The organism is Ancylobacter aquaticus (assembly GCF_004339465.1).
In the GTDB taxonomy this organism is placed as follows: domain Bacteria; phylum Pseudomonadota; class Alphaproteobacteria; order Rhizobiales; family Xanthobacteraceae; genus Ancylobacter; species Ancylobacter aquaticus.
The window spans coordinates 945,914-964,715 of sequence record NZ_SMFY01000002.1; the positions used below are offsets into that span (position 1 = coordinate 945,914).

Consider the following 18,802-nt stretch of genomic DNA (forward strand, 5'->3'; position numbering starts at 1 on the left):
GTCATGCGGTGTGAGTTGCGCGCTATGTAAACCGCGCACCGTTGAGCGGCAAGGCCGTCGGGTAAAGACCCGCCCGCCAATCGGCGCCGGCGGGGCCAAAGGTCGCGCCGCGGTGGGCCCTGACAGGCCGAATGGTTTTTTGCCCGGGGGTACCGGAACGCCTCCGGGCCTCGGGCGTTGACAACTGCCGGCACGCGCGCCGGGTGACGTTCATTATCATTTTACCTCAAGAAGCCGGAACCGGGCGGATATACCGACAGCATGGCGACAGCACCAACCGAAACCCTCTCCCTGCTTCCCCGACCCGATTGGGCCCTCTTCCTCGACATTGACGGCACATTGATCGACCACGCCGACCATCCCGAGGGCGTGAGCATCCCCACCGACCTGCCGGACCTTCTGGCGCAGCTTCAGCTCGCGCTCGACGGGGCTGTGGCGCTGGTCTCGGGGCGCACCATCGAATGGATGGACCGCCGCTTCGCCCCCACCCGCCTGGCCGCCTCCGGCCAGCACGGGGCGGAGGTGCGCCTCGCCCCCGACGCGCCTTCGGTGCCGATCCCGTTGCCGAAATGGCGCAAGCCGCTGGAGCAGGCGCTCGACGAGGTTCTCTCGACCTGGCCCGGGGTCTATGTCGAACACAAGCCGCTGTCGCTGGCCGTGCATTTCCGCGCCGTGCCGCAGTTCGGCGAGGCGATCATGGACAGGGTGATGGCGCTCGGCATCGGCATTGACGTCGGCGTGGAATTCCTCAAGGGCAAATACGTCATCGAGGTCCGGCAGGCTGGCCGCAACAAGGGCACGGCAGTGGCGGAGCTGATGAACTCCGCCCTGTTCGTAGGCCGCCGACCGGTGTTCCTGGGCGACGACGTGACCGACGAGGACGGCTTCCGCGCCGTCCGCGCCGTCGGCGGCCTCGCCCTTGCCGTCGGCGCCCGACCGACCGATCAGGCCGATTTCAAGCTGGCCTCGCCCAGCGAGGTGCGCCGCTGGCTAACCGATCTTCCCAAGGCACTGGAGCGTGTGAACACGTGAGCACCAATCTCGATCTGGCCGCCATCGGCAACGGCACCATCGCCGCGCTGATCGACCGCAACGGGCGCATCGCCTGGTGCTCCTGGCCGCGCATTGACGGCGACCCGGTGTTCTCCTCGCTGCTGGGCGGCACCGAGCCGGAAGCCGGCTTCTTCGATGTCGTGCTGGAGGGGCAGGTCAAGGCGACGCGCCGCTACCAGACCAACAGCGCGATCATCGAGACCATTCTGGAGAACGACCAGGGCGCCAAGCTGCGGATCACCGACTTCGCGCCGCGCTTCAAACTCTATGACCGCATCTACCGCCCCGCCATGCTGGTGCGCCGCATCGAGCCGATCACCGGCATGTGCCGGGTGACGCTGCGCCTGCGCCCGCATTTCAACTGGGGCGAACAGCGCCCGGCGCCGGTGCGCGGCTCCAACCACATGCGCTTTACCGGCGACGACGTCACGCTGCGTGCCACCACCGACTTGCCCATCGTCTATGTGATGGAGGAGCGCCCCTTCGTCCTCAGCAAGGAGGCGACGCTGGTGCTGGGGCCGGACGAGCCCTTCCCCGCCAGCATCGCCGAAACCACGCGCGGCTTCGAGGAGAAGACCCGCGAATATTGGCACGAATGGGTGCGCTACCTCTCCATTCCCTATGAATGGCAGGACGCGGTCATCCGCGCCGCCATCTCGCTCAAGCTCTGCGCCTTCGAGGAGACCGGCGGCATCGTCGCCGCGCTCACCACCTCGATCCCCGAGGCGCCGCACTCGATCCGCAACTGGGATTACCGCCACTGCTGGCTGCGCGATTCCTATTTCACCGTGCGGGCGCTGAACATGCTCGGCGCCACCCGCACGATGGAAGACTATATCCGCTACCTCACCACGGTGATCGCCTCCGAGCCTTCGGGCCGGCTGGCGCCGGTCTATTCGATCGTGCCGGGCACCCCGCTGGAGGAGCGCTTCGCCCCCGCTCTCGCAGGCTTCCAGGGCATGGGCCCGGTGCGGGTCGGCAACCAGGCCGGCGAGCAGGTGCAGAACGATGGCTATGGCCATGTCGTGCTGGCGGCGGCGCAGATGTTCTTCGACGAGCGCCTCCCCAACCGCGGCGACAAGGCGCTGTTCGAGCTGCTGGAAGGCGTCGGCGCGCGGGCGGTGGAATTCGCCTTCGAGCCGGATGCCGGACTGTGGGAGCTGCGCGGCAAGCGCCGCGTGCACACCTTCTCGGCAGTGATGAGCTGGGCCGCCTGCGACCGGCTGGCGCGCATCGCCCGGGTGCTGGATCTGCCTGAGCGCGCCGCGTTCTGGACCCAGAACGCCAACGACATCCGCACCCGCATCATGTCATTCGCGTGGGACGAGGCGCGCGGCTCCTTCGTCGACGCGGAAGAGGACGGCCAGCTCGACGCCAGCCTGCTGCTGCTGGCCGAACTCGGCTTCGTGCGACCGGACGATCCGCGCTACATCGCAACGGTGGAAACCATCGGCCGCGAACTCAAGCGCAATGGCTACCTCATGCGCTATGCCGGCGAGGATGATTTCGGCCTGCCTGAGACCTCCTTCACCATCTGCTCGTTCTGGTATGCCGGCGCGCTCGACCTGATCGGCCGCCGCGACGAGGCGCGCGAGATGTTCACCAGCCTGCTCGCCCGGCGCAATCCGGCCGGGCTGCTGTCGGAAGACATCGACAACCAGACCCTCGAACTGTGGGGCAACATCCCCCAGACCTATTCGATGGTCGGCCTGATCGACACGGCAATGCGTCTGTCGAAGACATGGGAGGAAGCCTTTTGGCGCGGCTCGTAATCGTCTCGAACCGGGTAGCGTCGCCAAAGGAGCGCGCCGCCAAGGCGGGTGGCCTGGCGGTCGCCCTGCGCGAGGCTCTCAGCCAGCGCGGCGGGCTGTGGTTCGGATGGAGCGGGGAGACCGAGGTCAATCCGCCGGAAGCGCCCAAGGTGTTTCGTTCCGGCCGCGTGACCTATGCGCTGCTCGACCTCGATCCCGAGGACCAGCGCGCCCATTATGCCGGCTACGCCAATGGCACGCTGTGGCCGCTGTGCCATTACCGGCTCGGCCTGCTGACGTTCCGCCGTGCCGACTGGGAGGGCTATCGCAGGGTAAACGAGCATTTCGCCCGCGCGCTGCTGCCCCTGCTCAAGCCCGACGACATGATCTGGGTGCATGACTACCATTTCATCCCGCTCGCGGCGGAGCTGCGCAAGCTCGGCTTTGCGGGGCGGATCGGCTATTTCCACCACATTCCGTGGCCGACCCCGGAAGTCTATCTCAGCCTGCCCTCGCATGCCGCGCTGGTGGACGACCTCTCCCATTACGACCTCGTCGGCCTGCAGACCGAGAACGACGTGCGGGCGCTGCTGACATACATCTCCTCCGAGATACGCGGCTGGATCGCACCGGGCGGCACGGTGGGCCTCAAGGACCGTCGCTTCCGCGTCGCCGCCTACCCGATCGGCATCGACGCCGACGCCTTCGTCAAGGACGCCGTGAAGTCCGTCGGCAGCGAGGAGGAGCGCCGGCTGAACGAGAGCCTCGCCGGCCGCGACCTCGCCGTCGGCGTCGACCGGCTGGACTATTCCAAGGGCCTGCCCGGCAAGTTCGCCGCCTTCGGCGAATTGCTGCGCAGCTATCCCGAGCACCGCTCGAAGGTGACGATGATGCAGGTGGCGCCGCTCTCGCGCAGCGAAGTGGCGGAGTATCAGGCGCTGCGCCGCGAGCTGGAAGAGCTGGGTGGCGCGATCAATGGCGAGTTCGCCGAATTCGACTGGGTGCCGCTGCGCTACCTCAACCGCCCCTTCCAGCGCGCCACGCTCGCCGCCATCTACCGCCGCGCGCGGGTCGGCGTGGTGACGCCGCTGCGCGACGGCATGAACCTGGTCGCCAAGGAATACATCGCGGCGCAGGACCCGGAGAACCCCGGCGTGCTGGTGCTCTCGCGCTTCGCCGGCGCGGCGGACGAGCTGAAGGGCTCGCTGCTGGTCAACCCCTACGACATCGAGGGCATGGCGGCGGCGATGGACCGGGCGCTCATCATGCCCCTTGAGGAGCGCCGCGAGCGCTGGCGTACCAATATGGAAAAGGTGGAGACCAACACCATCCACCATTGGTGCCAGCGCTTCATCGACGAACTGACGACTGTCACCGACCAGTTCGGCCCGGCCGGCGAGACATGGGGACATGCCCGGCCGCAGTGAACCGGAGCGGCGCTCGTCCCACCTGCGATTGGGGCGAGCGCCGCACCCAAGTTATCCCCGACCCAAGCGGGCAAAAACGAGCAATCCAACAAATAAAAATTTATATTTTATTTAAGTATATGCCATAGAGAAGGAAAGCTCCTTCATCATTCTTAAAAAAGATTATTTCTCCATTTTTGATATCAATTCTTTTATCGTCTTCTCCGACACTCTTCCGTGAACAATATTCAATTTTATAATTCTTGAGTAAGTTAATCATCCTTTTATAACTTATATCGCGGGTTATTCTACCTCTATGCGTGATAAACCACGGACATCGAAATTTTCCCGCCCTGCCTTTTCCATATAAAACAACGTAGTATAACTGATCGTTATCTCGAAAAAATGCCATTTCAATATCATGATATTTATATAGCTTATCGCCAGACGCCACAAAAACATCTTGGTGCGTAGGCTCTCCAAGCTCGGTTATTACTTTTCCACGGCTATCGTCGACACTGATGCCTAGCAGGCTCTCACCGCGCAAAAGGTCGAGCAGAGAGACGGTCTTCCGGCCAGCTTTCGCCGGCATCGGCGCACCGCGCATGGCTAAACCCCCGCCTCATGCGGGCCGATCAGCCGACCGACATCCGGCAGCCAGCGGATCGCCATGGCGAAGCGCTTGGTGTCGCCGGGAGCGATCAGCGACAGGCCCGGCTTCTCCGTGAATTCGCTCGGCCCGCTCTCGGGCGAGGCGTAGCCGGCCCAGGGCTCGATGCACAGGAACGGCGCGCCCGGCTTCGACCAGAGGCCGAGATGCGGCATGTCGGGAAACGCCACTTCCAGTCCCGGCTCGCCCGGCACGCCGAAGCGCACGTGGTGCGAGCGCAGGTCGAGGAAGATCAGCGCGTCGCGCTCGAACAGCGCGTCGGTCGGCTCCAGGATCGCGTCCACCGCCGGATTGGGTTCGGTGGCGGTGGAGAGCAGGCCACCCACCGGGCGGTGGATCGCCTCCGCTTCCGCCTTCTCGAACACCAGCCGGTGGTCCTTCCGGGCGCCACCATAGGGGAGCGGCCAGCGGAAGGCCGGGTGGAAGCCGACGCTCGCCGGCAGCACCCCCTCGCCGGTATTGGCGACCTCGACCTCGATGGTCAGCGTCGCCTCGGCGAGCGTGTAGGTGACGGTGAGCGAGAAGTGGAAAGGGTACTGCTTGCGCGTCTCCTCGTCGTCGTGAAGCGCCAGCCGGACCACCTTATCCGTCGCCTCCTCCAGGGTGAAGGCGCGGCGACGGGCGAAGCCGTGCTGCGCCATGCAATAGACCTGGCCCTCATGCAGCAACTGATCGTTCGGCAGCCGCCCGACAATGGGAAAGAGCAGCGGCGCGCGGCCGGTCCAGAAGGCCGGATCGCCGTTCCACAGCAGGTCGCGCCCCTCGCGGTCGGTCAGCGCCACCATCTCCGCCCCCTGGGGCGAGATTTCGACCTGCAGAAATTCCGATTTCAGCCGCACCGCACCCTCGCTCATACCAATCCCCGTCTCGACTTCGCCAAAGATCAGGTCTAACGGGACCTTGCGGAACAAGGATTCCGCGCGCCCGCCACCCTCATCGTCCGGTTCCCATAATGGCCCAGACTCTCGGCCCTGTCGCCGCGCTCCTGCTCGGCGTGTTCTTTCTGGTAGCCGGGAGTGGCCTGCAGAATACCCTGCTGCCGCTGCGCGGCGCCTTCGAGGGCTTCAGCGCCATCAATCTCGGCATATTGGGGTCGAGCTATTATCTCGGCTTCGTCGTCGGCTGCCTCGCCGTGCCGCATCTGGTGCGCCGCACCGGCCATATCCGGGCCTTCGCCGCCCTGACCTCCGGCGTGGTGGCGGCGATGATGGCGCATCCGCTGTTCATCGAGCCCTTCACCTGGTTCGCCCTGCGCACCATTACCGGCTTCTGCTTCGCCGGGCTCTATCTGGTGATCGAGAGCTGGCTGAACGACCGCGCCACCAACCAGACGCGCGGCTTCGTCATGAGCGCCTATGTCATTGTCGATTATGCCGCGCTCACCGCCGGCCAGATGATGATCACGCTCTACCCGGTGCGCGCCTTCGACCTGTTCGCCATCGCCGCCATCCTTTTCTCGCTGGCGGTGCTGCCTGTGGCGATCGGTTCCAGCACCCAGCCGGCGCCGATCGAGACGGCGCGCATCCGGCTGCCGCGCCTGTTCCGGGCCGCGCCTGTGGCCATGGTCGGCTGCTTCGCCATCGGCCTCACCAATGGCTCGCTCTGGTCGCTGGGGCCGATCTTCGGCATCGGCCGGGGCATGACGTCGGACGGCGCGGCGACCTTCATGAGCGCCGTGGTGGTGGCGGGGGCGTTCGCGCAATGGCCGATCGGCTATCTCTCCGACCGCATGGACCGCCGCCGCATCCTTGCCGCACTGCTGGTCGGCGCGGCGCTGGCGGGGCTGGCGCTGGGGGCGTTGCCCTTCGGCCTGCTTGGCCTCAGCCTGCTCGGCATGGTCTATGGCGCGCTCTCGCTGCCGGCCTATTCGCTGGCTGCCGCCCACGCCTATGACCGCACCGCCCCTTCCGAGGCGGTGGAGACGGCGGCGGGGCTGCTGCTGCTCTATGGCCTCGGCTCGGTGGTCGGCCCGGCGCTGGCGGCGTTCGGCATGCAGCTCTATGGGCCGGGCGCGCTGTTCTTCTTCACCGCCGGCGCCTATGGGCTGCTGCTGCTGTTCGTGCTGTGGCGCATCCTGCTGCGCGAGCGGGGGCGGCAGGTCGACACCAGGAGCGAGCCGATCGCCTCGGCGGCGACCGGCACCGTGCCCCGTCAGGAAATCGAACGTCCGGAGGTGCCGCTTGCTCGCCTGCGCCGCTGGCGCCGGGCCACCTCGCCCGCCCCGGAAAAGCCGGCAGCGCCGAAAGCCGTGCCGCCCGCGCCGGACGATTCCGGTTCCGGCGACATGCCGACGACATAGGACGGGCGCCCCGACGGGGGCTGAGGCCCCCGGAACCGATCCCCAACCCGTGCGTTGATACCGCACCAGCCACCCGCCCCGCACGGGAACTTTCGCATGATCAAATTCGCCGTGATCTTCCTGGTGATCTCGATGATCGCTGGCGCCATCGGCATGACCGGCGTGTCGCAGCTCGCGCGCAAAATCTCGCTGGTGCTGTTCGGCCTGTTCTTCCTCGGCTTCCTGCTGCTGGTCGGCTTCGCCGTGCTTGTCGACAAGGCGGTGTCGTAAGGCGTCAGGCGCCCAGCCTTTCGCCCGCCGCCGCCCAGTTCACCCGCTCGTCGAGCAGCGCCTTGATGTGTGCCGTCCGCCGGTTCTCCCAGTCGAGATAGTAAGCGTGCTCCCACACATCGATGCCGACCACCGGGGTGACGCCCTCGGCGATCGGGTTGCCGGCATCGGCGAGGCCGATCACGTCGAGCTTGCCATCATCTTCCACCAGCCAGACCCAGCCGGTGCCGAACACCCCGTCGCCGATCTCGACCATGCGCGCCTTCAGCGGCTCGATGCCGCCAAAATCGCGGTCGGCCGCCTCCAGCATGGCCTTTGACGGGGCCGAGGCCCCGCCCGCGAACTGCGCCCAGTAGAAATTATGATTCCATGCCTGGCCGGCATTGTTGAAGATCGCCGCCTCGCTCTCGTCCTTGGCTCGGACGACCACCTCCTCCAGCGACAGCTCCGCATAGGGCGTACCGGCCGCGAGGCGGTTCAGCTTGTCGAAATAGCCCTTGTGGTGCTTGTGGAAATGCAGTCCCACGGTGCGGGCGGAAATGGTCGGCGCCAGCGCGTCCTCGGCATAGGGCAGCGCGGGCTGCGCGAAGGGCGCGGCGGCGCGGGCGATGTGCGGGCGGCCGAGCGTGGCGGCGGCAAGCATCGTGCCGGTGGCGGCGAACAGAGTGCGGCGGTTCAGCATGGACAGGCTCCCTGATGAAGCCAGCCCCCCTGCGCCAATCTCCGGGCGGGAGAATGGTTCCTCCGCCCGGGCGCATGGCTTGACCCCGCGCACGCTCGACCCCGCGCACGCTCGACCTGGCGCATCGCTTGATCTGGCGCAAGGCGCGCGCCGGGGGCACGGCTAGTCTCCCTGCAAACGCAGGAGGACACCATGCCGACCGAGACCCTGTTTTTCGTAGCCGTCACCGTGATCGCCTTCGGCGGCTTCGCCGCCACCCTCGCCTATGTCGAGGTGTCGACCAGGGCGTCGCGCCGGCAGAACCACCCAATCCCCGGCGAGTGAGCGCCAGGCGGCACGATCCCCCAGGCGCCCTCAGGGCGCGCGGGGGCGCGCACGGGTTCACGGGCACGGAGAAGGCGGCATCGGCGCCGTCTGGCCCTGCGTCACGAAGCGGACCAGATGGCTCATGGTGAAGATGTCGGCGGGGCTTGCCACCGGCTTGTCCCAGAAGAGCACCGAGGCGGGGTCGACCACATCGTCGCCTGTCGGCCGGTGCCGCTCGAACGCGCCGAGGAGGTCGCCGGCCAATGCGGCGATGGCCGGCGCACGGGCGGGCGGATTGCGCGGATCGTCCACGACGTCCACCGACGCCTCAAGCAGCGCACCGATCAGGGTCTCGGCGACGATGTAGCCACCGACCGCGCCCAGTTGCGCGCCGCCGGAAAAGGCCGCCGCATCCTGCAGCATGTAGAACCACAGCGGCGTGTTCCACAGCAGCGACGGCTCCAGCGCGAACAGTTCGTCGAATGTCCCGAAGTCGTCTTTGGGAAACAGTTGGTCGCGCCCCAGCGGCTGGATGAAGCCATAGAGTTCGGCCAGCTGGCCGGCGACCGACTGGCCGGAGGGCAGCCCGAAATCCACCCCGCGCCGAAGGTTGCGTTCGGCCAGCGATTGCGGGGGATCGCCGATCGAAGGCGGCGGCAGGCGAAAGATGGAGGGCGACAGATGGGCGTCCAGCGGCTCGCCAGGTAGAGGGCTGGTGGCGGCGTCGGTCTTGAAGAACAGCGCCCAGTCGAGGTGGAAGCTGCGTTCCACCAGTGTCCCGGTCGCGGGGTCGACCACATGCGACAGCAGCGGCTGGTCGCCGCGCAAATCCAGCCCGCGCCGGGACGTATCGAACAGCGGGACGCCGAAACCCTGGCGCAGCAGATAGCCGTCGCGCAACTGGGTGTGCCCCAGCCGGAACACCGCGTGCGAGAACTCCACCGGAATGGCCACCGCCTGCGCGACCACCTTCTCGGCGACGCCGAGCGCGCGCAGGATATCGTCATTGCGCGCATTCATCGCCTGGAACAGCGTGTCCTGCCGCTGGAACTTCGCCAGCACCGCGCGGATGTGCTCGGCCTGAACGATGCGCGGGAGATAGTCGAACAGCACGATGCGGCGATAGGCATCCTCCACCTGCCGGCGCGTGTCCTTGAACGCGGCACTGCTCGGGGCGCGGGGAACGTCCGCCCGGGCGGCGTGAATCCTGTTATGCAGGCGCTCGAACAGCAGGTGCACCTGAAGGACGAGCTTGTTCTCATCATTGCGCGGGTCGGCGATGAGGCGCTTGTTGCGGAAACCACTGCCGCGCCAGATGTCGGGCACGACGCTGGCATCGGCCACATGGTTTTGCCCCGTCGTGCCCGCGCCGGGCTGGTACAGCAGGAACAACCCGTCCCTATCGTAAAGTTCGGGCTGAGGCGCGCCGAGCAGGCCATACACGGAATCGAGGTCGAGCTTGCCCGAGCGCCCATTGGTGGTGGAGGGCAGGTCCTGCGCCGGGTCGCGCACATCCTCCAGAACATGCTGGCGCTGGCCGATGGTCGGGTTCTGCGGGATGACGCCGAAATCACGGCCGATGACCCGGAACTCGGTCAGGTCGTGGTCGATGAACTGGCCGAGAAAGGTGAAGCCGGTGAGGTTGGCCAGCTTTCCGCCTTCCGGCAGCGGTGTCAGCCTGTGCAGCGGGCCCAGCGGCCCGGCGAACAGGGCAAGGGCCAGCGAATTATACTGGTGATCCTCGGACGCGAAGAGCCGTCCGAAAGGCGCCTTCAGCCCCTCCGGGGCGAGCGTTTTCGGGTTGATGACGTCAACCCAGCCATGATGCGACATGTCGACCCCCTAGTTACCTCCGGGAACGATACTACCTCCGCGAGTAATTGCAACTTAGGATTACACTAATTCTTGATGCACGCGCGCACGCCGGCAGCCGCACGCCGCGACGCACGAGCCTGCACGTCAGGACCTTGAGCCCAAAGAAAAAGGCGGCCCGCAGGCCGCCCTTTCGCATCCGTTTCGTACCCTCAATTGTCGAGGAAGCTGCGCAACTTGCGCGAGCGCGAGGGGTGCTTGAGCTTGCGCAGCGCCTTCGCCTCGATCTGGCGGATACGCTCGCGCGTCACCGAGAACTGCTGGCCGACCTCTTCCAGCGTGTGGTCGGTGTTCATGCCGATGCCGAAGCGCATGCGCAGCACGCGCTCCTCGCGCGGGGTGAGCGAGGCCAGCACGCGCGTGGTGGTCTCGCGCAGATTGCTCTGGATCGCCGCGTCGATCGGCAGGATGGCGTTCTTGTCCTCGATGAAGTCACCGAGATGGCTGTCTTCCTCGTCGCCGATGGGCGTCTCCAGCGAGATCGGCTCCTTGGCGATCTTCAGCACCTTGCGCACCTTCTCCAGCGGCATGCCGAGCTTCTCGGCCAGTTCCTCCGGGGTCGGCTCGCGGCCGATCTCGTGCAGCATCTGGCGCGAGGTGCGCACGATCTTGTTGATCGTCTCGATCATGTGCACCGGGATGCGGATGGTGCGGGCCTGATCGGCGATCGAGCGGGTGATCGCCTGCCGGATCCACCAGGTGGCGTAGGTCGAGAACTTGTAGCCGCGGCGGTACTCGAATTTGTCGACCGCCTTCATCAGGCCGATATTGCCTTCCTGGATCAGGTCGAGGAACTGCAGGCCGCGATTGGTGTACTTCTTGGCGATGGAGATGACGAGGCGCAGGTTCGCCTCCACCATTTCCTTCTTCGCCTGACGGGCTTCCTTCTCGCCCTTCTGCACCATCTGGACGATCTTGCGGAATTCGAGGATCTCCAGTCCGGTCTCGGTGGCCAGCGCATGGATTTCCGAGCGCAGGTCCTTGATGCCGTCGAGTTCCTGCCCGACAAAGCCCTTCCAGCCGCGCGAGGTCAGGTTCTTCACCCGGGCGACCCATTTCGGGTCGAGCTCGGAGCCCTGGTACTGGCGCAGGAAGTCCTCGCGCGACACGCCGAAGCTCTCGGCAAGGCGCATCAGCCGGCCTTCGAGCGAGACGAGGCGCTTGTTGATGTCGTAGAGCTGCTCGACGAGGTTGTCGATGCGCGCCTGATTGAGCGACAGCGACTTCACGTCGATGATCAGCGCGTCCTTCAGGCTCTTGTATTTGCGGTCCTGCGAGGGCGAGAGGCTCTCGTTCTTGAGCTTGGACTCGACATTCTGGTCCTGCAGGCGGCGCAGCTTCTTGTAGGCATCCGCGATGCGGTCGAAGGTTTCCAGCACCTTCGGCTTGATCTCGGCTTCCATGGCCGCCAGCGACAGGGAATTCTCCATGTCGTCGTCGTCATCGCCGGCAATGGTCTCGCCGATGGTCGGCTCGCGCTCTTCCTCGGCCTCGGGAGCCAGCGTGCCACCGCCCTCGACAATCGGGCCATTCTTGGCCTCGGGGCCGGCATAGGTCGCTTCAAGGTCGATGATGTCGCGCAGGAGCACCTTGCCCTCGACCAGCTCATCGCGCCAGATGATGATGGCCTGGAAGGTCAGCGGGCTCTCGCACAGGCCGGCGATCATCGCCTCGCGGCCGGCTTCGATGCGCTTGGCGATGGCGATTTCGCCCTCGCGGGAGAGCAGTTCGACCGAGCCCATCTCGCGCAGATACATGCGGACGGGGTCGTCGGTGCGCTCGCCCGGCTCGGACTTGGTCTCGGAACGGATGACCGTGCGCGAGCCGGTCTCGGCAAGCTCGCCGCTGGTCTCTTCCTCTTCCTCGGCGGCCTCGGGCGCGGCTTCCTCGCCCTCCGCCTCGGCCTCGGCCTCCTCGGCCTCGACGACATTGATGCCCATCTCGTTGAGCATGGCGTAAATGTCTTCGATCTGGTCCGAGGTGTTCTGTTCGGAGGGAAGAACCTCGTTCAGCTCGTCATAAGTCACGTAGCCGCGCTTCTTGGCGAGCTTGATCATCTTCCGGACGCCGGCATCCGAAAGGTCCAGCAACGGGCTGTCCGGGGTGTCGCCTTCCTTCTCGGGGGCTTCCGTCGCTTCCGCTGCCTGCTTCGCCATGCGTGTGTGCTCCTCAAGCGCCAGCGACCTGCGTCGCGGCGTGCGATGGCGGCCCTAGCGGAACCACCCTTCGATCATTCAACCCGGCGCCCCGCACAGTGCCCGGCGCGAGACGCAAACAGGGCCACGCGCACCACGCGACCGGAGACGCGCGGGCGTGCAGCCCGATGGGACCTTACATCGACCGCGCCGGGCGACCCGATGCAGCGCCGAACCCCTCTACCAAAGCTTCGGTTCCGTCAAGTGCCGCGAGCTGCCTTTGTACGTCGAGAAACCGCGCCCAGTTCATGTCGGTGGGCTCTTCGGCCAGCCGTTTCTCGGCCTCTTTCAGGTCCTTAGATAGGGCGTGCCCTCGCCGGTGCAAGACCAGCCGCTGGTGCCACCACAGCTCGACATCGACCCGGCCGGCATCCGAGAAGGCCGGCCAGTCGTGCCGCGCCACCGCCAGACGGCTGAGCCGGCCGACCAGCGGCGCCAGCCCCTGCCCCTCCAGCCGCGTCGCCAGACGCTCGGGTGCCTCGGTGTCGCCCTCCATATGGGCGTCGAGCAGCAGACGGCGCAGTTCGGCCAGTTCCCGGTTCTGCAAATGCAGATCGCAAAGCTCTTCGGCGCACTGGTCGATCAGCCAGGGATGATTGATCAGGGCGAACAGCAGCAGCGCCTCGTTGCGCGGCATTTCCGCCGCCGCGCCGCGCACCAGTGCCGAGCGCCGCATGGTCTCGCTCGCCCCGCGCCCCGCCAGCGGGCGCCCGGTGCCGGGGCGGCGCCCGCCCTTGCCCGCAAAGCTCCCGGAATAATCATTGGCCGCGCGCCGCCGCCCCTCCCCCGCCCCGGAGGACGGGGCGAACAGCCGGCGGAAGCGGTCCATGAGTTCGGCGCGGTAGTGCTTGCGCACCGTCTCGTCGCCGATCACCTTGACGATCTCGCCGATCCGCGCCTCCAGCGCCGCGCGGCGCTCGGGGGTGTCGACGCTGGCGGTCTCGATTTCGCGCGCCCACAGCACATCCGCCAGCGGCCGGGCCTGCGCCAGCACGGCGTCCACCGCCTCGCGGCCACCGGCCCGCACCAGATCGTCGGGGTCCTGCCCCTCGGGCAGCAGGCCGAAGGAAAGGCTGACCCCGGGTTTGAGATGCGGCAGAGCGAGGTCCATCGCCCGCCAGGCGGCGCGCCGGCCGGCCTTGTCGCCGTCGAACAGCAGCACCGGCTCGGGCGCCATCTTCCACAGCAGGGCGAGCTGTTCCTCGGTCAGCGCCGTCCCCAGCGGGGCCACCGCCCCGGCAAAGCCGGCCTCGACCAGCGCGATGACATCGACATAGCCCTCCGCCGCGATGACGCTCGCGCCGTTATGGGCGGCGGCGCGGGCGTTGAAGGCGTTGTAGAGCAGCCCGCCCTTGTGGAAGAGCGGGGTTTCCGGCGAGTTGAGGTACTTCGCCGGCACGTCTTTTTCCAGCGCCCGCCCGCCAAAGGCCACCACCCGCCCCCGCAGATCGGTGATCGGAAAGATCACCCGGTCGCGGAAGCGGTCATAGGGGATGGCGATGTCCTCGGCGGCGATCAGCAGCCCGGCCTCGACCATGTCCTCCACCGGCACGCCGCGCCCGCCCAGCGCCTCCTTCAGCGCGAAACGGTCGGGCGGCGCGTAGCCGATGCGAAAGCGCCCCTGCACGGAGGGGCCAAGGCCACGATCGGCGAGATAGCCGCGCCCCTTGGCGCCGGCCCGTCCCTGCAGCGTCGCCTCGAAATACTGGGTGGCGAGTTCCATCACCTCGTGCAGCGTCTTGCGCCGGCTCTCGCGCTTTTCCTCCTCGCGCGACTGCACCGGCATCGGCACGCCGGCCATGGAGGCCAGCCGCTCCACCGCCTCCGGGAAAGGCAGGCCCTCGACCTCCATCAGGAAGTCGAACTGGTCGCCATGCTTGCCGGAGGAGAAGCAGTGATAGAAGCCCTTCTGGTCGTTGACATAGAAGGACGGGGTCTTCTCGGGGTTGAACGGCGACAGGCCGCGCCATTCCCGCCCCTGCTTCTTCAGCTGCACGCGCTTGCCCACCACCTCCGACACCGGGAGGCGGGTACGTATCTCGTCGAGAAACGAGGGCGGGTAGCGCATGGGGGAATCGGTCCTTCGGTCGCAACGCCCCTTCTAGCAGGCAAGAGGCAGGCCGGCGGGTCGCGCCAGAGCTCTGAGGTGGCAGTCCGGCGCCCCTCCCGCAATCCCCATTATCCACCGGCGGAAAAATCTGCAGACGCTCAACCAATCGGTTGACATTCCGATCGGGCACGCGAATACTCAACCACATGGTTGAACATATGCACATCGCCGGCAGCCGGCTCGATCACGTCTTCCACGCCCTCGCCGATCCGACACGGCGGGCCATGTTGCAGAGCCTTGCCTCCGGCGAACGCACGGTGAGCGAACTCGCCGAACCCTTCACCATGTCGCTGGCCGGCGCCTCCAAGCACATCAAGGCGCTGGAGGCGGCCGGGCTGGTGACGCGCGACATCAGGGGCCGGCAGCATCTGTGCCGGCTCCAGCCCGGCCGCCTCGCCGAGGCACATGAATGGCTGAGCTTCTACGAGCGCTTCTGGACCGAACGGCTCGACGCCCTCGACGCCCTGCTGCGCCTGCCCGAACCCGACAATCAACGCCCGCCCGTGCCTCCATCCGAACCCAAGGGAGACGACACGTGAACACCCATGCGAACACCCGCGCCGCCAATGGCTATGCCACCCGCGAAGCCGCCGACACGCTGCGCTTCGAGCGTCTTCTGCCCGGCCCCGTCGAGCGGGTCTGGGCCTATCTCACCGAGCCGGAAAAACGCCGACTCTGGCTTGCCGCCGGCCCGATGGAGCTGGTGCCGGGCGGCGCGGTCGATCTTGTCTTCCGCAACGGCGAGCTGGGTGGCGACGAGCCCCCGCCCGAACGTTTCGCCTGCCATTCGGGCGAGTTCCACAATCAGGGCGTGGTGATCGCCTGCGAGCCGAACCGCTTGCTGCGGTTCAGCTGGGAAGCCGGCTCGCCGTCCGAATCGGACGTCACCTTCGAACTGGCCCCGCGCGGCGAGCGTGTGCTGCTCACCGTCACCCATCGTCGCCTCGTCAAGCGCAGCACCCTTCTCGGCGTGGCCGGCGGCTGGCATTCCCACCTCGCCTTGCTGGAGGCCGAACTGGCACATGATGAGCGCCCGGCCTTCTGGCCGCTCGTCGCCCGCTACCGCGACGAATATGAAGAGCGTCTGCCGGAATGAGATGAGCGAGCGGATTCGGCCGGGCATGTCCCGGCCGATGGCCGGCTCGCGTCAGGAGGACCGCTTAACCGCGCCGCGGTCGCCCCGTCCCCGCTATCCCCAGCCCTCAGCTCGCCCCCATAGAGGCGCGCCACAGCGCCGCCGCGAGAATGCCGAGCGCGATCGCCGGCAATGCCTTGCGCAGCACCAGCGTACCGAGGATCGCGACGCCGACCGCGACATACCCCTCCGGCCCGCCGCGCACGGTGGCCGGCACCACCAGTGCCACCAGCACCGAGCCGGCGAGATAGCGCAGGAAAGCCTCTGCCCGCGTGGACATCGGCACGAAGCCGACGAGAAAAATGCCGCCCGCCCGCGTCGCATAGGTGACGAGTGCCATGGCGAAGACCACCAGCAGCGAATCGGTGATGTTCATCGGCGCTTCATCTCGTCGCGCACCAGCCCGGCGAGGCCACCGGCCAGCCCGCCGACCATGACGTGCCAGTTGGGCGGCAGAAGCCACACGGCGCCCATGGCTGCGAGGCCGGCCACCAGCCAGGGCAGATCGTCGATCCGCCCCCGCCGCAGCCCCACCAGCGTGGTGGCGAAGAAGGCCACCAGCACGAGGTCGAGCGCATAGGTCTTCACGTCGTCCAGCGTCAGGCCGCCGGCCACCGCGCCGATCACTGTCGCCGACACCCAGGTCAGCCACATCATCAGCCCGCCGCCGACGAGATAGCCGAGATCGCGCTCGCCGCGCCGCTCGGCGGCGATCAGCGCCGCCCAGTTGAGATCGCTGAGCAGCGCCATGGCGCCATAGACCTTCCACGCCGGCAGCCCCCGGCACAGCGCCCGAAGCGAGGCGCCGAGCAAGATGTGCCGCGCGTTGATGGCGAAGGTCGCCACCAGCAGCGGCAGCCACGGCACCGGGATTTTCCACAGGTCCAGCACCGCGAACTGCGCGGCGCCGGCAAAGACGAGGGCGCTCATCAGCGAGGCGAGCCAGCCCTCAATCCCGATACCGCGCGCGGCGATGCCGAAGGCGACCCCGAACACAAACACCGGGGGAAGCACGGCGAGCATCGCCCGCGCCCCGCGCCAGCACCCCGCCCAGGTGAGCGTGGCGCCGTGCGGGCGTGGTTCGGAGGCTGGGAGCATGGTGGGATACGCGGATACGGGAAGCCGATGGGTGGCGGTGGCCGCTTATGCGGTGAGCAGAGCCTTCACCGTGCCGCTGGCCTTGCCGAAATCCATCACCCCGGTGTGCCGCTCCTTCAGCGCCGCCATGGTGCGGCCCATGTCCTTGAGCCCATGGGCGTCAATCTCGGCGATCACGGCGGCGATGGCGGCCTGCGCCTCGGCTTCCGTCATCTGCGTCGGCAGGAAGGACTGGATGACGACGATTTCCTCGCGCTCCTGCGTAGCGAGATCGGCGCGGCCGGCCTCCTCATAGACCTTGGCCGATTCCTCGCGCTGCTTGATCATCTTGGTCAGAAGGCCCAGCAGTTCGTCGTCGGAGAGCGGGTCCTTGCCGTGGCCGCGCGCCTCGATATCGCGGTCCTTGATCGCGGCATTGACGAGCCGCAGCGTGCCGAGGCGCAGCTTGTCCTGCGCCTTCATGGCGCCTTTCAGCGATTGGTTGATCTCGTCGCGCAACACGGCTCAAGCCTTCCTGCAATCCGCGAGACGGCGCGCCAAAACCCCGAGAAATCGGGCCGCCCGCCGCTCGCGCTCCAATGAATGTCGCCCCGCGCTTTCCGGGGGTCGCCACGCTCGCCCGGACGCGCCGCCGCCGGTTTCGGCGCAGCCATCCGCAAATCGAAGCCCAGATACGCAGCGGCAAGGCTGGCATCCGGCGCGGCAACGGACTAATTAGGGCACACGATGACAGGGAACAAGATCAATGAACGGTAGCGCTGAACAGCACTCCGGCGACGACGTGTGGGCCGAACCGCTCCCGACCGCCATCCTCGTTCTTGCCGACGGCACCGTGCTGGAAGGCTTCGGCCTCGGGGCCACCGGCCAGGCGGTCGGCGAAGTGTGTTTCAACACCGCCATGACCGGCTATCAGGAAGTGCTGACCGATCCGTCCTATGCCGGGCAGATCATCACCTTCACCTTCCCCCATATCGGCAATGTCGGCACCAATGAGGAAGACGTCGAGACCATCTCGATGGCCGGCGCCTCCGGGGTGCGCGGCGTGGTGCTGCATTCCGCCATCACCGACCCGTCGAACTACCGCGCTACCCGCCATTTCGATGCGTGGCTGAAGGCACGCGGCATCATCGCCATCTCCGGCATCGACACCCGCGCCCTCACCGCCCTCATCCGCGACGGCGGCATGCCGAACGCGGTCATCGCCCACGCAGCGAACGGCCAGTTCGACCTGCCGGCGCTGAAGGCGGAAGCGGCACAGTGGCCCGGGCTTGAGGGCATGGACCTGGTGCCGATGGTCACATCCACCCAGCGCTTTTCCTGGGACGAGACCACCTGGAGCTGGCCGAACGGCTATGGCCAGCAGACCGCGCCCGCCCACCATGTCGTCGCCGTCGATTACGGCATCAAGCGCAACATCCTGCGCCTGCTCGCCCGCGCCGGCTGCCAGGTGACGGTGGTGCCCGCCACCACCTCGGCGGAAGAGATCATGGCCCTGCAGCCGGATGGCGTGTTCCTGTCCAACGGCCCGGGCGATCCGGCGGCAACCGGCGAATATGCGGTGCCGGTGATTCGCGAGATCATCGCGCGCGGCGTGCCCACCTTCGGCATCTGCCTTGGCCACCAGATGATCGGCCTCGCAGTGGGCGGGCGCACGGTGAAGATGCACCAGGGCCACCATGGCGCGAATCATCCGGTAAAGGACCAGACCACCGGCAAGGTCGAGATCACCTCGATGAATCACGGCTTCGCGGTGGACCGCGACAGCCTGCCGGCCACCGCCACCGAAACCCATGTCTCGCTGTTCGACGGCTCCAATGCCGGCATCGCGCTCTCGGACAAGCCTGTCTTCTCGGTGCAGTACCACCCGGAAGCCAGCCCCGGCCCGCAGGACAGCCACTACCTGTTCGACCGCTTCGTCGAGATGATCGCGAAGAACAAGCAAGCGGCCTGATCGC

Annotated in this window: 18 protein-coding genes; 9 read left to right on the forward strand and 9 right to left on the reverse strand. The window is 67.0% G+C overall.

Annotated features, from left to right (window positions below):
• Positions 1-261 precede the first annotated feature (261 nt).
• From otsB to otsA, 3 genes are read left to right on the forward strand one after another with little or no spacing between them, the layout of a single operon-like run.
• Positions 262-1,032: a trehalose-phosphatase gene (gene otsB / locus EV667_RS13915; protein WP_131835911.1), complete on the forward strand. Its 771-nt coding sequence runs from the start codon at positions 262-264 to the stop codon at positions 1,030-1,032.
• Positions 1,029-2,825 carry a glycoside hydrolase family 15 protein gene (locus EV667_RS13920; RefSeq protein ID WP_131835912.1) on the forward strand — a complete coding sequence of 599 codons (1,797 nt, stop codon included), beginning with the start codon at positions 1,029-1,031 and terminating at the stop codon, positions 2,823-2,825. Before otsB ends, EV667_RS13920 begins: the two co-directional genes overlap by 4 nt.
• The gene (gene otsA, locus EV667_RS13925) at positions 2,810-4,231 is read left to right on the forward strand and encodes an alpha,alpha-trehalose-phosphate synthase (UDP-forming) (RefSeq protein WP_131835913.1); all 1,422 of its coding nucleotides are present in this window, start codon (positions 2,810-2,812) and stop codon (positions 4,229-4,231) included. The genes EV667_RS13920 and otsA overlap by 16 nt, the downstream gene beginning before the upstream one ends.
• A gap of 100 nt (positions 4,232-4,331) precedes the next feature.
• Here otsA and EV667_RS13930 read toward each other — a convergent pair whose 3' ends face one another.
• Positions 4,332-4,817: a hypothetical protein gene (locus EV667_RS13930; RefSeq protein ID WP_131835914.1), complete on the reverse strand. Its 486-nt coding sequence runs from the start codon at positions 4,815-4,817 to the stop codon at positions 4,332-4,334.
• Positions 4,818-4,819: 2 nt separating this feature from the next.
• Positions 4,820-5,734, reverse strand: coding sequence for an aldose 1-epimerase family protein (locus EV667_RS13935; RefSeq protein WP_131835915.1), 915 nt, complete (start codon positions 5,732-5,734; stop codon positions 4,820-4,822).
• Between the two features lie 98 nt (positions 5,735-5,832).
• Here EV667_RS13935 and EV667_RS13940 point away from each other — a divergent pair, with 98 nt between their 5' ends.
• Together EV667_RS13940 and EV667_RS13945 are read left to right on the forward strand one after the other, a co-directional pair.
• On the forward strand, positions 5,833-7,179 hold the full coding sequence (locus EV667_RS13940; protein ID WP_245516142.1) for an MFS transporter: 1,347 nt from the start codon (positions 5,833-5,835) through the stop codon (positions 7,177-7,179).
• A gap of 96 nt (positions 7,180-7,275) precedes the next feature.
• Positions 7,276-7,449, forward strand: coding sequence for a DUF1328 family protein (locus EV667_RS13945; RefSeq protein ID WP_131835916.1), 174 nt, complete (start codon positions 7,276-7,278; stop codon positions 7,447-7,449).
• A 4-nt stretch (positions 7,450-7,453) separates the two neighbouring features.
• Here the strand turns inward: EV667_RS13945 and EV667_RS13950 are convergent, their stop codons facing one another.
• Positions 7,454-8,131 (reverse strand): superoxide dismutase, encoded by a 678-nt coding sequence (locus tag EV667_RS13950; RefSeq protein ID WP_131835917.1) that lies wholly within the window; start codon positions 8,129-8,131, stop codon positions 7,454-7,456.
• A gap of 192 nt (positions 8,132-8,323) precedes the next feature.
• Between EV667_RS13950 and EV667_RS23075 the strand changes: the two genes are divergently transcribed.
• Positions 8,324-8,455 carry a hypothetical protein gene (locus EV667_RS23075; RefSeq protein ID WP_280960226.1) on the forward strand — a complete coding sequence of 44 codons (132 nt, stop codon included), beginning with the start codon at positions 8,324-8,326 and terminating at the stop codon, positions 8,453-8,455.
• 57 nt (positions 8,456-8,512) lie between these two features.
• Here EV667_RS23075 and EV667_RS13955 read toward each other — a convergent pair whose 3' ends face one another.
• The 3 genes from EV667_RS13955 to dnaG form a co-directional block, all read right to left on the reverse strand.
• Positions 8,513-10,270 carry a peroxidase family protein gene (locus EV667_RS13955; protein ID WP_131835918.1) on the reverse strand — a complete coding sequence of 586 codons (1,758 nt, stop codon included), beginning with the start codon at positions 10,268-10,270 and terminating at the stop codon, positions 8,513-8,515.
• A gap of 191 nt (positions 10,271-10,461) precedes the next feature.
• The gene (rpoD, locus tag EV667_RS13960; protein ID WP_131835919.1) at positions 10,462-12,465 is read right to left on the reverse strand and encodes an RNA polymerase sigma factor RpoD; all 2,004 of its coding nucleotides are present in this window, start codon (positions 12,463-12,465) and stop codon (positions 10,462-10,464) included.
• Positions 12,466-12,640: 175 nt separating this feature from the next.
• Positions 12,641-14,572, reverse strand: coding sequence for a DNA primase (dnaG, locus tag EV667_RS13965; protein WP_131835920.1), 1,932 nt, complete (start codon positions 14,570-14,572; stop codon positions 12,641-12,643).
• Positions 14,573-14,760: 188 nt separating this feature from the next.
• Between dnaG and EV667_RS13970 the strand changes: the two genes are divergently transcribed.
• Positions 14,761-15,153, forward strand: a complete 393-nt coding sequence (locus tag EV667_RS13970; protein WP_131835921.1) for an ArsR/SmtB family transcription factor — start codon at positions 14,761-14,763, stop codon at positions 15,151-15,153.
• Positions 15,150-15,710 carry an SRPBCC family protein gene (locus EV667_RS13975; RefSeq protein ID WP_131835922.1) on the forward strand — a complete coding sequence of 187 codons (561 nt, stop codon included), beginning with the start codon at positions 15,150-15,152 and terminating at the stop codon, positions 15,708-15,710. Before EV667_RS13970 ends, EV667_RS13975 begins: the two co-directional genes overlap by 4 nt.
• A 106-nt stretch (positions 15,711-15,816) precedes the next feature.
• Here the strand turns inward: EV667_RS13975 and EV667_RS13980 are convergent, their stop codons facing one another.
• Genes EV667_RS13980 through EV667_RS13990 form a run of 3 tightly spaced genes read right to left on the reverse strand, consistent with a single transcriptional unit; the run spans position 15,817 to position 17,348 of the window.
• Complete coding sequence (locus EV667_RS13980) at positions 15,817-16,125, reverse strand: AzlD family protein (protein WP_131835923.1); 309 nt, start codon at positions 16,123-16,125, stop codon at positions 15,817-15,819.
• Positions 16,122-16,847 carry an AzlC family ABC transporter permease gene (locus EV667_RS13985; RefSeq protein ID WP_131835924.1) on the reverse strand — a complete coding sequence of 242 codons (726 nt, stop codon included), beginning with the start codon at positions 16,845-16,847 and terminating at the stop codon, positions 16,122-16,124. The genes EV667_RS13980 and EV667_RS13985 overlap by 4 nt, the downstream gene beginning before the upstream one ends.
• A gap of 45 nt (positions 16,848-16,892) precedes the next feature.
• Positions 16,893-17,348, reverse strand: coding sequence for a GatB/YqeY domain-containing protein (locus EV667_RS13990; protein ID WP_131835925.1), 456 nt, complete (start codon positions 17,346-17,348; stop codon positions 16,893-16,895).
• A 244-nt stretch (positions 17,349-17,592) separates the two neighbouring features.
• On the opposite strand from EV667_RS13990, the gene carA reads away from it, so the two are divergent.
• Positions 17,593-18,798 carry a glutamine-hydrolyzing carbamoyl-phosphate synthase small subunit gene (gene carA / locus EV667_RS13995; protein ID WP_131835926.1) on the forward strand — a complete coding sequence of 402 codons (1,206 nt, stop codon included), beginning with the start codon at positions 17,593-17,595 and terminating at the stop codon, positions 18,796-18,798.
• Positions 18,799-18,802: the final 4 nt, after the last annotated feature.

Excerpts from the sequence above, each read along its gene's own strand:
- EV667_RS13930 (WP_131835914.1), bottom strand. The coding sequence starts at position 4,817 with ATGCGCGGTGCGCCGATGCCGGCGAAAGCTGGCCGGAAGACCGTCTCT.
- EV667_RS13955 (WP_131835918.1), bottom strand. The coding sequence starts at position 10,270 with ATGTCGCATCATGGCTGGGTTGACGTCATCAACCCGAAAACGCTCGCC.
- EV667_RS13945 (WP_131835916.1), top strand. The coding sequence starts at position 7,276 with ATGATCAAATTCGCCGTGATCTTCCTGGTGATCTCGATGATCGCTGGC.
- EV667_RS23075 (WP_280960226.1), top strand. The coding sequence starts at position 8,324 with ATGCCGACCGAGACCCTGTTTTTCGTAGCCGTCACCGTGATCGCCTTC.
- rpoD (WP_131835919.1), bottom strand. The coding sequence starts at position 12,465 with ATGGCGAAGCAGGCAGCGGAAGCGACGGAAGCCCCCGAGAAGGAAGGC.
- otsB (WP_131835911.1), top strand. The coding sequence starts at position 262 with ATGGCGACAGCACCAACCGAAACCCTCTCCCTGCTTCCCCGACCCGAT.
- dnaG (WP_131835920.1), bottom strand. The coding sequence starts at position 14,572 with ATGCGCTACCCGCCCTCGTTTCTCGACGAGATACGTACCCGCCTCCCG.
- carA (WP_131835926.1), top strand. The coding sequence starts at position 17,593 with ATGAACGGTAGCGCTGAACAGCACTCCGGCGACGACGTGTGGGCCGAA.
- EV667_RS13950 (WP_131835917.1), bottom strand. The coding sequence starts at position 8,131 with ATGCTGAACCGCCGCACTCTGTTCGCCGCCACCGGCACGATGCTTGCC.
- EV667_RS13985 (WP_131835924.1), bottom strand. The coding sequence starts at position 16,847 with ATGCTCCCAGCCTCCGAACCACGCCCGCACGGCGCCACGCTCACCTGG.
- EV667_RS13970 (WP_131835921.1), top strand. The coding sequence starts at position 14,761 with ATGGTTGAACATATGCACATCGCCGGCAGCCGGCTCGATCACGTCTTC.
- EV667_RS13940 (WP_245516142.1), top strand. The coding sequence starts at position 5,833 with ATGGCCCAGACTCTCGGCCCTGTCGCCGCGCTCCTGCTCGGCGTGTTC.
- EV667_RS13980 (WP_131835923.1), bottom strand. The coding sequence starts at position 16,125 with ATGAACATCACCGATTCGCTGCTGGTGGTCTTCGCCATGGCACTCGTC.
- EV667_RS13935 (WP_131835915.1), bottom strand. The coding sequence starts at position 5,734 with ATGAGCGAGGGTGCGGTGCGGCTGAAATCGGAATTTCTGCAGGTCGAA.